The following is a 15,197-nucleotide window of genomic DNA, read 5'->3' as shown; positions in this document are numbered from 1 at the left end:
CCTGTTGTCCTACACCAGCACCTCGCGCGGGTCGGTGATGACGCCGGTCAGGGCCGAAGCAGCCACCGTTAGCGGTGAAGCCAGGTAGATCGCCGCCTGCTTGGAGCCCATGCGTCCCGGGAAGTTGCGGTTAGTCGTCGAGATGACCACCTCAGTGCCATGCGTGCGTCCGAACGTATCGGGCGGTCCTCCCAGGCAGGCGCCGCAGCTCGCGTGGCCGATTTTGCACCCCGCATTGACAAAGATGTCGTAGAGCGAGACGCCATCAATCTTGTAATGATGCAACTGGTGGGCAACGTAGGTGGAGGCAGGCACGACGTAGGTATCGATCTGCACCTCCTGTCCTTTCAGAATACGGGCGGCGGCAATAAAGTCTTCCAGCTTACCGCCGGTGCAGCTTCCAATGTAGGCGCGGTCGAGTCTAGTACCTGCGACTTCGGTGACGGTCGCTCGATTGTCGGGCCGATGCGGCTTGGCTACCACAGGCTCCAGCCGAGAGACATCATAGACATACTCAGAGTGGTAGCGGGCATCGGGATCGCTGTGGTATACCTCAAAGGGCGCGTCGGTTCGCGCGCGCACGTACGCGATAGTTTTCTCGTCGGGTGCGATGATGCCGCTTTTGCCGCCGGCCTCAATAGCCATGTTAGTGAGCGTCATGCGCTCCTCAATGGACAGGTCATAGACGGCCTCCCCGTCGAATTCCATCGCGCGATAGGTTGCCCCATCAATTCCGATGTCTCCAATGATCGTCAGAATGAGATCCTTGGCCATCAGGTAGGGCGGCAGACTCCCCTCGAAAATGAAGCGCATGGTTTCAGGCACCTTGACCCAGATCTTGCCGGTGCCCATAATGAAGGCGGCGTCTGTATTGCCCACCCCCGTCGAGAAGAGTCCAAAAGCGCCCGACGTGCAGGTGTGGCTGTCTGTTCCAATAAGCACAATGCCTGGCCGATTGAACCCTTCCTCAGCCAGGGCTACGTGACAGACACCTTTGTAGCGGGCGGTGCCCACGTCATAGTAGTACGGCAAGTCCTGTTCCTGTGCGAAGGCGCGCAGGATTTCAATATTGCGCCGCGCGTGCGGATCGGCCGTAAAAATGTAGTGGTCGGGCAGAATGACCACTTTCTCCCGGTCCCACACGCGCGCGTCCGGTCCAAACTCTCGTTTGAAAATCTCGATAGTTGGCGGCCCGCACACGTCGTGCGTCATCAGGATGTCAACATCAATCCAGATGTTTTCACCAGGCGTTACGCGGTCGCGCCCGGCATGACGCGCCAGGATTTTCTCGGTGATGGTCATGCCCATAGCCGTTCCTGCGGATTATGGTTCAGGCGGCTGCTCCGCCAAAGGATTGCATAATGCCTGCCCGTACGAACGAAACACTTTCTCGATCAGCGCGAAACTGCTCCAGTTGGTTGATAGCTTCCAGGTAGGCATCGGCCGAAGCGCGCAGCACATCGGTGTGGCGCGCCGTTCCTTTGAAGCGGGAACCGTTGTAATCAATCACCACCGACACTTCGCCCACCGCATCGGCTCCTTCGGTAACAGAGCGCAGTTCATAGCTGACCAGTTCATGAGCAGCCCCTACTGCCCGGTCAATGGCCTTATAGATTGCGTTGACAGGCCCATCGCCGGTTGCCCGCTCAATGCGAAGCGTATTGGTTGTTCGGTTGAAAATCTGCACTTCGGCTTCCGGTGCCCGGTGCGTACCGGTAGCCACATGCATTTCCATAAGCTGGTAGGGGTTTTCGGGATCAGCGGTTGGTTTTGCTTCAACCAGCCGGCGCAGGTCCTCGTCATAGACTTCCTTTTTCAGGTCGGCCAGTGCCAGGAAGCGTTGATAGATTTCTTCTTTGCGTTCTTCAGGCACTTCAATGCCCAACCGGGCCAGCCGACTGAAGAGTCCATGTCGTCCCGAGTGGCGTCCCAGTCGGATCTGCTCAGGCTGCTGCCCGACCTCTTCGGCCCGCATGATTTCGTAGGTGTCGCGCCGCCGCAGGACGCCGTGCTGGTGAATGCCAGCTTCGTGGCTGAATGCATTGCGTCCCACGATAGCCTTGTTTGGAGGTACAGGGAATCCGGTGGCCAGGGCCACCATGCGACTGGTTTCCATCAGGTAGGGCGTCACTATATGAACCGCCAGATGCCCGAACCGCTGGCCACGGACCTTGAGCGCCATAACCACCTCCTCAAGCGCAGCGTTGCCAGCGCGCTCCCCAATGCCATTGATGGTGCATTCAATCTGCCGCACACCGGCCTGCACAGCCGCCAGCGAATTGGCCACCGCCAGCCCGAGGTCATCATGGCAATGAGCCGAGAAGACAACGTAGGGGGGAGGCTGCACCCGTTCAATAACGGCCCGGAACATGGCGGCGTATTCATCGGGCACGCAATAGCCCGTGGTGTCCGGGAGGTTAATGGTCGTAGCCCCGGCTTCAATAGCTACCTGTACGACCTCGGCCAGGTAGCCTATATCGGTGCGCCCGGCATCTTCCGCACTGAACTCCACGTCGTCGGTGAAGGTGCGCGCCAGACGCACCGCCTCGTCGGTCAGGCGCAGAATGGTCTGGCGCTTTTCGGCCAGCGTGCGTCCGTAACGAACATCGCCAAACTTGGCATCGATGTGAATGTCGCTGGTCGCGATAAACGTATGAATGCGCGTGCGCTTGCCGGGCTTGAGCGCTTCGGCTGCTGTGCGGATGTCCTCTTCGCGCGCTCGTGCTAGCGCACAGATGATCGGTCCTTCTACCTCGGCGGCAATGCGCTGAACTGCCTCAAACTGAGCAGGCGAGGAGATCGGAAAGCCTGCCTCAATGACGTCAACATTCAGCCGGGCCAGTTGGCGTGCGATGCGCAGCTTTTCATCCAGCGACATGGAAGCGCCCGGCGCTTGCTCTCCATCACGCAGCGTGGTATCGAAGATAATGACGCGGTCGTTCATGGCTACTGGCAGGGTTAGGGACAGAGGGTTCTGGTAAGGCCGCTTTGTTGTGTAGCGCGCCCGGCCGGCCGGTAACCTGCGGCGACCAGCTACCGGCTTTTTTCCGAGGCCGGGCGCCTGCTAAGTCGTTGTCCCTGCCTGCCATCTGGTACGGCTACAACCGCCTCGTCCATACGTCCTTTACGGTTTATGGCGTTACCGGCGTTTGCTGTCGCACGTAGTTTGCAATGAACTGCCCAACGACTTCTGTTGGAGCAGGCGTTTCGCCTGCCCGGCACAGGTCGGCTGTCTTGACGCCTTCGGCCAGGGCAGCACGCACTCCCTGGCGAACCGCCTGTGCTGCTGCTTCTTGCCCCAGCGTTTCCAGCAACATAGCAGCCGACAGGATCGCTGCCAGCGGGTTTGCTTTTCCCTGACCGGCTATGTCCGGTGCGCTCCCATGCACCGGCTCAAACAGGCCGACCCGTCCCCCGATACTGGCCGACGGCAACATGCCCAGCGAGCCGGGCAAGGTAGCCGCCAGGTCTGAGAGAATGTCTCCAAACAGATTGCCGGTGACCACCACGTCGAACCGGCGCGGATCGCGCACAAGCTGCATGGCAGCGTTGTCCACATAGAAATGCTCCAGTTCCACCTCTGGGAATTCCTCTCGATGCACCTGCGTGACCACCTCGCGCCAGAGCTGGGACACTTCGAGCACGTTGGCCTTATCCACGGAAGCCACGCGGCCCTTCCGACGCTTTGCCCATGTAAAGGCGACGCGGGCGATGCGCGCGATCTCGTCGCGCGCGTAGTGCATTGTATTCCAGGCGCGTTGTTGGTCTCGCCCGCGCGGCTCGCCGAAGTAGATGCCGCCGGTCAATTCTCGCACGATGAGCAGATCGGTCCCAGCCACCACCTCTCGCTTCAGGGGCGAAGCATCCGCCAGCGCTTCAGGCACCTGCACGGGGCGCAGATTGGCGTAGGCCTCAAGCGCCTTGCGCAGCCGCAGCAATCCAGCTTCAGGCCGCTGCGAACGCTCCAGATGATCCCACCGAGGCCCCCCAACAGCTCCTAGCAGCACAGCGTCAGCCTGAAGACAGGCACGCAGCGTCGGTTCGGGCAGTGGGTCATCCTCCGCTTCCAGCGCTGCTCCCCCTACCGGATACGATGCGGTGGTCAGCCGAAAACCAAAAGACTCAGCAGCAGCTTCCAGCACGCGCACCGCTTCGCGCGTTACCTCGGGTCCGATGCCGTCGCCGGGCAGCACAACGATATGGTAAGATGGTAGGGCTGTCATCGTTGTCTCCCATCAGGCAGCCGTGGTCTCCTCAGGAACTTCTTTAGCCTGGAGCCAGCGCATCATCCGGCGCAGCTTGCGGCCAATCTGTTCGATGGGATGCTGGCGCGTCCGCGCACGCTCAGCCCGCAGCTTCTTTTCGCCCGAGGCGTACTCGGCAATCCACTCCCGTGCGAACTGGCCCGATTGAATCTCCTGCAGGATCTTCTTCATTTCTTCCTTTACGTGCGGCCCAATCACACGGGGACCGCGCGTGTGGCCACCGTACTCAGCCGTATCGCTGACCGAATGGTACATGTAGGAGATGCCGCCTTCGTAGTAGAGATCAACAATAAGCTTCAGTTCATGCAGGCATTCAAAGTAGGCCAGTTCAGGGGGATAGCCTGCCTCAACCAGCGTCTCGAACCCCGCTTTAATCAACTCGGCCGAGCCTCCGCAGAGCACGGCTTGCTCCCCAAACAGATCGGTTTCTGTTTCATCCTTGAAGGTCGTTTCAATTACACCGGCCCGGGTCCCCCCGATGGCGGCTGCATAGCTTAGCGCCAGCTCACGCGCCTGGCCTGTTGCATTCTGCGCAACAGCGACCAGACAGGGCACGCCATTGCCTTCCTGGTAGGTACGACGCACCAGATGACCAGGCGACTTGGGAGCCACCATGAACACATCAACATCGGCCGGTGGCTTAATCTGGCCATAATGGATATTGAAACCGTGCGCAAACGCCAGCGCTTTTCCTGCCTTCAAGTGGGGAGCAATGTCAGCCTCGTAAACCTGTTTTTGATGTTGATCCGGAATGAGGATCATGATCACGTCGGCCCACGCGGCCGCTTCGGCCATCGTGCGCACCGTCAGTCCCTGCGATGAAGCATGGGCGGCCGACGCAGAGCCCGGGCGCAATCCCACCACGACTTCTACCCCACTGTCGCGCAGGTTGAGGGCATGGGCATGGCCCTGGCTGCCAAAGCCAATAATGGCGACTTTCTTCTGCTGAATCAGCGACAGGTCAGCTTCGTAGATGACGTTCATAAGCCTCCTGGTTTTTTAGCGTTCGGCAGACAGATTCAGCGCAGGATCTTCATGCGTGAGCCAGCTTCCAGAAGAGCGCCGCATGGCCACGCGACCACTTCGGGCCACCTCCAGGATACCGTGGGGCCGCATTAGCTTGATAAAGGCTTCGATTTTCGACGTGGGACCGGTCAGTTCAAAGGTCATCGTGTCGGGCGTAATGTCCACGACCTTGCCGCGGAAGATTTCGGCCGTGTCCATGATCGCCGCCCGGGTTTCGTTTGTGTAGCGCACCTTGAGCAGGCACAGCTCACGCTCGACAAACGAACTGCCGCTCAGGTCTTCTACATGTAGCGTGTCAATCAGACGATCGAGCTGACGCAGGACCTGTCCAATAATCCGGTCGTTGCCCGTTGTAACGATGGTCATACGCGAGACCGTCGGGTCGTCTGTTTCGCCGACGGTTACGCTCTCCAGGTTAAAGCCGCGGGCAGAGAACAGGTTGACGACCCGAATGAGCGCTCCGATCGTGTTTTCAAGCAGGACGGCAATGGTGTGGCGGTGCACCTGTTCGGGTTCGCCTGGCAGCAGCGGCTCCCCGGCTTTGCGCTTGCGCAGAATTTGCTGCGGCGTCAGCATTGGCATTTCGGCTTGCATGGCAGGCTCAGACGAAAGCGTTGGGGGTGAGACGCTGGGTAATCATCTCGCTGGTGGAAGCCCCGGCCGGTACCATGGGAAAGACCAGTTCTTCCTTCACCACCTGGAAGTCGATCACCACGGGTCGGTCGGTCACTTTCCAGGCTTCCTCCAGGACGGCATCGACTTCTTCGGGACGAGTGGCCCGCAGGCCCACGCAGTGGAAGGATTCGGCCAGTTTTACGAAGTCCGGGTTGGTATCGGACAGGTCCGTGTGGCTGAACCGGTTTTCGTGGAACAGCTCCTGCCACTGCCGGACCATTCCCAGGAAGTTGTTGTTGATGACGGCCACCTTAATGGGCAGGCGGTGCGCAGCCGCCACCCCCAGCTCCTGCGCGTTCATCACGAATCCTCCGTCGCCACTGATGCAGACAACCGGCCAGTCGGAACGCCCGCGCAGTCCCATAGCTGCTCCGATGGCGGCTGGCAGCGCAAAGCCCATGGTTCCCAGTCCGCCTGAGGTGATGTGCGTGCGGGGATGCAAAAAGCGGAAGTACTGGGCCGTCCACATCTGGTGTTGCCCTACGTCCGAGACCACAACAGCGTGGCCTCCAGTTTTTGCTCGGATGCGCTCGATGACGTACTGCGCCCGCAGCTTACCGTCTCCCTGCTCATAGGTCAGGGGGCATTCGGCACGCCAGTACTCAATCTTGGCCAGCCATTCCTTTGTGTCTTTGGGCTCTACCAGCGGGAGTAGTTGCGCCAGCACCTCGCGCACATCTCCCACAATGGCGCAGTCAACCGGGACGTTCTTCGAGATGCACGACGGATCAATGTCGATGTGAATCACCTTGGCATAAGGGGCCCAGGAATCGACGCGTCCGGTCACGCGGTCATCGAACCGGGCCCCCACAGCAATGATCAGGTCGGCATGCTGCACCGCCTGGTTGGCATACCAGGTACCGTGCATGCCCAGCATGCCCAGCGACAGCGGGTCGTCCTCAGGGAAAGCCCCCAGGCCGTGCAGCGTTGTTGTAACCGGGATGCGCGTTTTACGGGCCAACTGCGTCAGCAACTCAGCGGCGTTGGCATTGATTGTGCCGCCTCCCACGTAGAGCAGCGGGCGACGTGACGCCGCGATCATTTCCGCTGCTGTTCGAATGCGTTCTGGATCAGGCGGACCCGGTAGCCGGTAGCCTCGCAGGTGCACCTCTTCTGGATAGACAAACGGCGCCCGGGCCAGCAGTACATCCTTGGGCAGGTCAACGACGACGGGTCCCGGACGTCCCGTACGCGCGATATGGTAGGCTGCCTTAATCGTCCAGGCCAGGTCGCGCACGTCGCGCACCAGGAAGCTGTGCTTGGTAATGGAGCGCGTAATGCCGATTGTGTCGGTTTCCTGAAACGCGTCGTTGCCGATCAGTTTGGTCGGTACCTGGCCCGTAAAGACTACGATAGGCACCGAGTCCATGTAAGCATCGGCAATACCGGTGACGGTATTGGTGGCACCGGGCCCGCTGGTGACCAGCACTGTACCTACACGCCCCGTGGCCTTGGCATAGCCTTCGGCCATATGCGTGCCCCCTTGCTCATGCCGCACGAGCACATGCTGAAAGCGGGGCTTCAAACGGGCCATCTCATCGTAAATGTGAATGACTGCACCGCCTGGATGGCCAAAAACCACCTCGACGCCCTCCGCTTCCAGAGCACGCACAAAGATTTCGGCACCAGTTATCGGTTCAGCAGGTGCGTTCACCGATGCCTCGTCGAGGCTCAATGCAGGACGGGCAGAACGGACCAACGGGATCGTGTCGGTACGCATAGCTACCTCACAGGCTTGACGGTCAAATACGGCATCTCTGGTGTTCATCACGGTCGGGCTTCCGGGGTCAATCCCCCGGCCTCAAGCTCTTCTGGAACCGTCATGCCTGTGAAATGCCAAGGGATTGACCGCCGTGCGTTTTAGCCAATAAGGCTAATAAGGAGTACAAGCAGACCAAGAAGGAGCAGCGGTAGCCTCCGAAGTCGAAGGCTGCTCCCTTCAAGTGTCTGCTGCACACGCGCGGTCATCCCTTGCGAGAAGGGATGGGTCCACAACGCCACCAGGGCGGCCTTTCGACCGCTTGCCTTACCTATCAGCTCCTGGTGACGTCCGTATCGCATGACTAGCGTGGCGTTCGTCGTTGTGCCGCGTAATTAACATGCAAAATGGCCTGCTGTCAACGGGTTGCTCATAGCGCAGCCTGCCTGCAGACAATCCTTTCCATACAGGACTGGTAGCGCTTTCCATCTAAACTTATTAACAAATTACCAGCATTCATGATTATTTTTTTGGATATGGATGCGCTTCCTTATTAAAGGAAAGGAATTTCGACACAATTGTCTTCAAAAAAAAAGAAATGCAATTCTTCCACACTTCTTCACAAAAATTAACGTCGCCAGAAAGCCCGCGTTACCAGAATCAACACAGTGAAGATCTCCAGCCGTCCGATCAGCATCAACACGGCCAGCACCCATTTGGCCAGCCCTGGAAGATGCGCGTAGTTCTCCGCCGGTCCCATAGCACCAAATGCCGGTCCGATATTTCCCAGACAGGACAGCGCAGCCCCAAACGCACTCAGCAGATCTACGCCCTGAGCACTTAGCGCCAGCGTTCCTACGCCCAGCAGCCCAAAGTACAAGACAAAAAAGGAAAGGACGTTACGCATCACCTCATCACTGACCATACGGCCATTCAACCGCACCGGCACAATCGCCCGGGGATGCACGAGCTGTTTCAATTCGCGAAACGAGTTCTTGAAAAGCAGCACGTGTCGCACTACCTTGATCCCGCCTCCGGTTGATCCAGCCATACCGCCTACAAAAAACAGCAGAAACAACACGCCTACTGCCAGCGGCGACCATTGCTCGTAGTCGGCCGTGCCAAAGCCCGTTGTGGTGATAATCGAGGCGGCCTGAAAGGCGGCGTGCCGGAGCGCATCGGTCAGTGCCGGATACGTCTGGTAGTTTCCTTCAGACTGGAGCGGCGCCCAGATACCCAGGGTAATCAGTACGGTAGCTCCCGCTACAATAAGCAGATAGACGCGCAGTTCGGTGTCTTGCACCACCGAGCGCCACTGGCCATGCAGCAGGCGATAGTGCAGCGCAAAGTTAGCACCTGCCAGCAGCATAAACAGGGTAATCACCCACTCGACATAGGCCGAGCCAAACTGCCCGATCGAGCCGTTCTTGGTTGAAAAGCCGCCCGTAGCCATGGTGGCAAAGGCATGATTGAGGGCGTCAAACCAGTCCATAACAGGCAGTAGCAACAGCATCTCCAGCGCGGTAAGGCCCACGTAAATCAGCCACAGACGGCGGGCAGTCTCTCGAACACGCGGCGTTAGTTTGTCTGCCGTTGGACCGGGCACTTCGGCTTTGAACAGTTGCATGCCCCCTACGCCCAGAATGGGCAGAATCGCCAGCGTCAGCACAATGATGCCCATTCCGCCCAGCCAGTGCGCCAGACTTCGCCAGAACAAATAGGCCCGCGGCAGCGATTCGATCTCCGGCGTGCGCGCGCCCCCCAGGATTGTAGCTCCCGTCGTGGTAAAGCCACTCATCGTCTCAAAAAAGGCATCCGTGTAGGCCAGTACGCCGCCCAGCACAAAAGGCAGCGCCCCGAAAAGCGCAAGCACCAGCCACGCCAACGCTACAATGGCAAACCCTTCTCGGATGCCAGGTTCATGGGGACGGCGTCCGCCAAGTAGCCAGAGCAGGCCTCCTACGGCGGCCGTCAAAAGTGCGGAGAGGACAAATGGCTGCCAGTGAGGTTCTCCGTAGACCAGGGCAACGCCAGCCGGCAGCAGCAGAGCAACCGCTAGAAAGCCCAGCAACGCCCCCAGCGTGGCTGCCAGCGCCTGCAGATTTAAAACCATGGCTCAGCGATTGTCGAACAGCCGTTCCACCTCGGCCAGTTGCTCGGGCGTCACGAACACGATCGCCCGGTCTCCTGCCTGAATCTGAGTGTCGCCGGTGGCAATTTCCACCTGACCATCACGCAGCAGCGCGCCAATCAGTACGCCCCGGGGCAGTTTGAGGGCTTTGAGCGGCTTGCGAACCACAGGTGCTCGCGGCTTGGCTTCAATTTCCAGAATCTCAGCATTCAGCCCGTACACGGTAGCTACGCTGAGGACATGGCGCCCCCGCAGGAATCGTAAGATTTCGCGTGAAACAGCCAGCTTCTGGCTGACCGCTGCATCCAGCCCGATGGTCTGGCTGATCGGTACGTAGGCGGTCTTAGACAGCAAGGCAACCGTCTTGCGCACGCCCAGATGCTTGGCCATCAAACAGGTCACAAGGTTCGACTCCTCGTCGTCTGTAACGGCTACGAAGGCGTCCATTTCCCCCAGCCCTTCACTGACCAGCAGATCAATGTCGGTAACGTCGCCGTGCAGCACGAGCACATGCTCCAGCCTTTCAGCCAGTCGTTCTGCCTGCTCGCGATCCGGTTCAATGAGCTTGATCTGTCGATTCTTTTCGCGGCCAAGCTGACGCGCCACATAGGCCCCTACCTTGGTGCCCCCCAGGATCATGATGCGCTGAATGGGTGCCTCCAGCTTCCCCATAGCGCGGGCGATCACGGGGATTTCTCCGGGACGTGCCAGCACAAAAATCTGATCGTTACGCTGCAGTCGTTCGTCGCCATGCGGCAGGATTGTACGAAACCCCCGGCTGATGGCCATCACCCGAAAGCGCAGCGGAGCCAACTCAGCCGCTAACTCGCGGAGCGACCGTCCCAGCACGGGCGCCTGCGGGTCCAGGCGCATGCCCACCAGTTGCAGGCGTCCATCGCAGAAGTTCAGCACGTCGGTTGCCCCGGCGCGCCGGATTAAGCGGACAATCTCTGCCGCCGTACTTTCTTCGGGATGAATGAGCAGATCAATGCCCAGCTCACTCGCCTTCAGCACCGACTCGGCCCGTCCCAGCACATCGGAGCGCACGCGGGCCACCGTGGTCGCTACGCCCAGCCGGTCGGCCATCATGCAGGCAATCAGGTTCACTTCGTCAATAGCCGTCACGGCAATCAGCATGTCGGCTTCGCGAATGCCGGTGGCCTCGAGCGTGTGGATGGACGTGCCGCTCCCCTGCACGGTCAGCACATCCAGCCGCTGCGCTACCTGCTCCAGCACGGTGGGATCCGTATCGACCACCACCACATCATGCTGCTCCAGCGACAGAATACGGGCCACATCGAACCCGACTTCACCGGCCCCGATAATCACCACACGCATAGGCCAACCTGCTTAGCCTCTGGAGGCTTTTGTTGACTGCACGTCTGAAGCCAGGGGTAACCGTAGCCAGAACGTTGTCCCGACGCCCTCTTCCGACTCAAAGCCAATGGTGCCCTGCAAGTCCATAACACATTGCCGCACAATGGCCAGTCCCAATCCACTTCCCCCGGTCTTTGTGGAGAAATTCGGCTCAAAAATTTTCGGACGCAGCGCTTCTGGAATGCCGCGTCCGTTGTCTTCCACGGTACTATAGGCCCACCGGCGTCCGGCATTGGGCTCGTCCATTTCCAGGCGCGTGGTAACCCGCACGCGTCCCGGGCGTTCCGGCACCAGTGCCTGCAAAGCGTTCTTGATCAGATTGATGTAGACCCGTCGTAGCTCCTCACGGTCGGCCTGCACAATCAGCGGTTCCGGATAAAGCGCCAGCTCAATGGACTGGCCCGCCTCAGCTTCCATCAGACGCGCCGCCTCTCGGATGACCTCGTTGAGATCTACCGGCTCCAGCCGCCGGGTGGGCATGCGCGCCAGTGTCGAGAAATCCGCGGCAATACGGGCCAGCGTATCAATCTGCTCAATAAGCGTTGTGGTAACGCGCTCAAACAGGGCTGCAAATTTACCGGGATCATCGCTTTGCGCAAAAGCGCGGCGTAGATGCTGCACGGCCAGCTTCATGGGCGTCAGCGGATTTTTGATCTCATGCGCTACCTGCCGGGCCATTTCGCGCCAGGCCAACTCGCGTTCCTGACGGGCTAGCTGTTCTCGGCTTTCAGCCAACTGGCGAAGCATCCAGTTAAAGGTGCGCGCCAGCGTGCCCAGCTCATCGCGCGATTCAACCGGAAGTGGTCGGTCGAGCTCCCCACGCGCCACTGCCTGGAGCCCTTCCCGCAAGCGGGCGAGCGGCCGCCCGAGCGCCCGCGCCACCAGCCAGGCCGTCAGCAACACCAGAAACATTAACAGCAACAACGCCCCGAACAGATAGGCTACGGTGCGGGCCCGCTCCTCCTCCAAGCGCTCCTGCTCAGGCAGGGCCGGGACAGCTACCACGTAGCGAAGCCGGCCTGCCTCATCCAGCAGGGCCCGAAAACCCGTCCAGTAGGCAAACGTACCCAGGCGCTCTGGCACAAAAGCCGACCGTTGCGCCCGGCAGTAAAGGGCCTCATAGGCTGCAATAGGCATAAGGGGTTCAATCAGCCGCTCGCGCACCAGCCGGGGGCGTGTTGTGGCGATAAGCTGTCCATTCCGGTAAAGCTGCAGATCCAACCCGACGCGCCGGGCTATGGAATCCAGAGGAATGCGGTCCAGCACCTGGTACGGCCACTCCCCGGGACGAGCGATCCGTGTTAACGCATGCTCTACGCGATCCAGGTACTGACGCAGCCACGCCTGCACGGCCCGCTGGCTTTCGCCTTCCAGAACGCGCACGCCCACCAGACCTACCACAACCACTGCAATGAACCCTACCCCCACCAGTGCATTGAGCACCCGATCCTGAAAACGTGCTTCGGGAAGAAATAACCAGCCCCGACGCCAGCGGTATACCAGACCCCCTGCGTACACGCCAAGCATCAAAAGCAGACCCGTAAGCGTCAGACGCAACAGATAGTACAGGTGGTCAAAGCGCGTCAGCGCCGGCAGGCGAGCAGCATGCACCGTTGACGCGTCTTTGTCAATGCGTCGATAGTAAGTCAGATAGGCGAGCGCATTTTCGGTCTCGTAGCGCCACAATGCCGGCTGGTGCTGAAGTTTCCGTGTCACTTCCGGATCCAACTGATAACGCGCAAATGCTCGCCCCTGACTGCGCACCAGCACGCCGTTGCGAAACTCCGCTAGCGATAATCCTTCCTGCAGCATTCCCGCAAAACCAGCAGGTACCAGCACGCGCGGGAAGGGGGTCTCGACTCCATAGAGTGGACTGATCGACGCAGCCCGCACCATGATCCAACCGGCTGCCTGCCCTGCCGCATCAGGGACCAGAGTAAACCCGGCATACTGCAATCGGGCCGACTCGCGTCGCCCATGAAGCTGGGTGATAAACGGTAGTGCGTTTTCCGATTGGCGAAACGCTTCCCATAGAACGGCCAGCGCAGCCGCATCCTGCGCCAGCAACTCAGCTGCTGAGCGAGTCTGGCCGCTTTCATAGCGGCCAAGGGGCCGTTGCTGTGCGTCGAAGAAGGTCAGGTGCACTTCGTAGGTGCCTCGCAGGGAAAACAGGAGTGAGCCGCGCAGCCGGGCCTCCACCAGGGAGTCGAAACGGGCAGCATCAGGACGCGTCGTTAACCATGCAGCCAGCAGACTATCGGCGGCCAGTTCCTGCAGCGCTTGCTCCATTGCAAAAACGAGCCGGGGATCCTGCCCCTGTCCAAACTGCTCCAGCGCACGTTCCATCTGCATGCGGCGCTGCGCATCCAGGGCGGTAAACAGCACCGGATAAAGCAGCAAACTGAACACAAACGGTACCGGCAAGAGCGCGCGCAGCGTCAGCCAGCGCCCTGCCTGAGGCCACCGCACAGTCCTGTACGAGGCAGCCAGCCCACCCCCTACCAGTACCAGAGCAACCGGAAAGGGGACCAGCCGAACAGGCGGCCAGAGCGCATAGGTACCGCCTACAACAACCAGCGTGATACCGCCAATCACTCCTAGCCTGCCATGCCATGTTTGCGGTCTGCTTCCGCCCCATTGTTTGATTCCGCGCCCCAACGTCTCCAGCAGAATCAGCAGGGCCAGCAACAGAATCAGCAGGGCCGACCAGACCAGCAGCACAAGCCGCGACGGAAACAGCCCAGTCCGCGCCAGATAGTCAAGGGTACTGTCCAGAACACTATGCCGCACCAGCAGTCCCCATAGCAGCACCAGGGCCAGCATCAGACCACCCATTGCCAGCCGGACACCGATAGCAAGCAGGGCAGGCTTCGAAGTGGGGGTAGGCGCACGTCGAACGCACTCGTTCAGGACCCAGCGTACTCCCAGAACAAATCCCAGGGCAAACAGGGCAGTCAACAGCAAGTCGCCAATCGACCGCATCAACCCTCCTCCAAAGGCCGAGGCCAGATGAGCTGGATCGAACAGAGGGGCCAGTGGAGTGCGTCCGCGCTGCCAGCGATTGGGCACGTCCAGCGCAAGCAACAGGTACCGTGCCCCCCACCATGCCAGTCCGACAATTATGGCGCGGCCTAGCAGACGGCGCGGATTCGCACGCGCGGCCTGCATCCAGCGTACCAGTCCGATCATGCCCCAGACAAGCAGGGCCGTGGCCCACAGCGCCAGGAGGTGATCTATGCGCCGCGCTGCATCCCGTAGTACCCGAGAGGCCGAAGGAATACCTAAACGCAAAATGCCCAGAGTGCCGTTGAGAGCCGACAGGGTGTAGGCCGCCTTCCCCTCAGGAGGTGCAACCTGCCCGGGAAGCAGGATCTCCACGCTCACTCCGAGCTCGCGCTCCCATAACCGCAACCGGTTATAGGTGTCGAGGTAGATATTCTCGACAGGCATCTGCCAGCGCAACACGTCCAGCACGCGCACAGCTCCAATGGGGTGCCCCCGCGCATCGACCACCGGATGCCAGAGACTGAGCGCCAGCCGCCAGGGAGGATCCTCCACCAGTTCTACCTGGACCTGCTGCAGAAAGGCTTCGGTGTTTGGAATGGTCCCTACGGGCATGCTGAGCCCGGCCCAGGCTACCCGCTGAGGGACAACGTCGTAGACCTCAATACCTGCGCGCTCAGGTAACTTCTGGCGTGCCAGCAGGGCAACGAGTGCTTCAGGGCAACTGCGCCCATCTTCCTGGCGAAGCCTTTCCAGAGCAGCTTGAACAGTCGGGTGCTGCGCTAAGCGACGGGCCTGCGCCAGCAGTCGCTGTTGCCGGGCCAGCAGTTCGGCTTCAATACGGGCGGCCACGCGATCCAATTGCGCCTGCCGCGCGCGCTCTACATGACGCTCCAGCCAGGCCAGCCGAATTACCCGAAATGCACCGGTGCCAAGCAACAAGCCGATAAGCAGCAGGGTAACCTGCAGGTAGCGGCGAGATGCTGAATGAACGTGTCGGGTGTTCATGACCCCTATCGCT

General features: G+C 60.2%; 9 protein-coding genes. All 9 read right to left on the bottom strand.

What is annotated here, in order from left to right:
- Positions 1–9 precede the first annotated feature (9 nt).
- The 9 genes from BUA15_RS05060 to BUA15_RS05015 all read right to left on the bottom strand — a co-directional run bounded on the left by BUA15_RS05060 (position 10) and on the right by BUA15_RS05015 (position 15,184).
- Positions 10–1,308 carry a 3-isopropylmalate dehydratase large subunit gene (locus BUA15_RS05060; RefSeq protein WP_072714873.1) on the bottom strand — a complete coding sequence of 433 codons (1,299 nt, stop codon included), beginning with the start codon at positions 1,306–1,308 and terminating at the stop codon, positions 10–12.
- A 22-nt stretch (positions 1,309–1,330) separates the two neighbouring features.
- The gene (locus tag BUA15_RS05055) at positions 1,331–2,944 is read right to left on the bottom strand and encodes a 2-isopropylmalate synthase (RefSeq protein ID WP_072714872.1); all 1,614 of its coding nucleotides are present in this window, start codon (positions 2,942–2,944) and stop codon (positions 1,331–1,333) included.
- Between the two features lie 187 nt (positions 2,945–3,131).
- Positions 3,132–4,223 (bottom strand): 3-isopropylmalate dehydrogenase, encoded by a 1,092-nt coding sequence (leuB, locus tag BUA15_RS05050; protein ID WP_072714871.1) that lies wholly within the window; start codon positions 4,221–4,223, stop codon positions 3,132–3,134.
- A 12-nt stretch (positions 4,224–4,235) separates the two neighbouring features.
- The gene (ilvC, locus tag BUA15_RS05045) at positions 4,236–5,249 is read right to left on the bottom strand and encodes a ketol-acid reductoisomerase (RefSeq protein ID WP_072714870.1); all 1,014 of its coding nucleotides are present in this window, start codon (positions 5,247–5,249) and stop codon (positions 4,236–4,238) included.
- A gap of 15 nt (positions 5,250–5,264) precedes the next feature.
- On the bottom strand, positions 5,265–5,885 hold the full coding sequence (gene ilvN, locus BUA15_RS05040) for an acetolactate synthase small subunit (RefSeq protein WP_218587566.1): 621 nt from the start codon (positions 5,883–5,885) through the stop codon (positions 5,265–5,267).
- A 7-nt stretch (positions 5,886–5,892) separates the two neighbouring features.
- Positions 5,893–7,686, bottom strand: a complete 1,794-nt coding sequence (gene ilvB / locus BUA15_RS05035) for a biosynthetic-type acetolactate synthase large subunit (protein WP_072714869.1) — start codon at positions 7,684–7,686, stop codon at positions 5,893–5,895.
- 607 nt (positions 7,687–8,293) lie between these two features.
- Positions 8,294–9,778 (bottom strand): TrkH family potassium uptake protein, encoded by a 1,485-nt coding sequence (locus BUA15_RS05025; RefSeq protein ID WP_072714867.1) that lies wholly within the window; start codon positions 9,776–9,778, stop codon positions 8,294–8,296.
- A 3-nt stretch (positions 9,779–9,781) separates the two neighbouring features.
- A complete protein-coding gene (gene trkA, locus BUA15_RS05020) occupies positions 9,782–11,134 on the bottom strand; it encodes a Trk system potassium transporter TrkA (protein WP_072714866.1) in 1,353 nt (450 codons plus the stop codon).
- Positions 11,135–11,146: 12 nt separating this feature from the next.
- Positions 11,147–15,184, bottom strand: coding sequence for a HAMP domain-containing sensor histidine kinase (locus BUA15_RS05015; RefSeq protein WP_072714865.1), 4,038 nt, complete (start codon positions 15,182–15,184; stop codon positions 11,147–11,149).
- Between the last annotated feature and the right edge of the window lie 13 nt (positions 15,185–15,197).

The organism is Rhodothermus profundi (assembly GCF_900142415.1).
In the GTDB taxonomy this organism is placed as follows: Bacteria; Bacteroidota; Rhodothermia; order Rhodothermales; family Rhodothermaceae; genus Rhodothermus; species Rhodothermus profundi.
The sequence above is the reverse complement of the archived record's forward strand: the minus strand, read 5'-3'. Positions and strand labels throughout refer to the sequence as shown.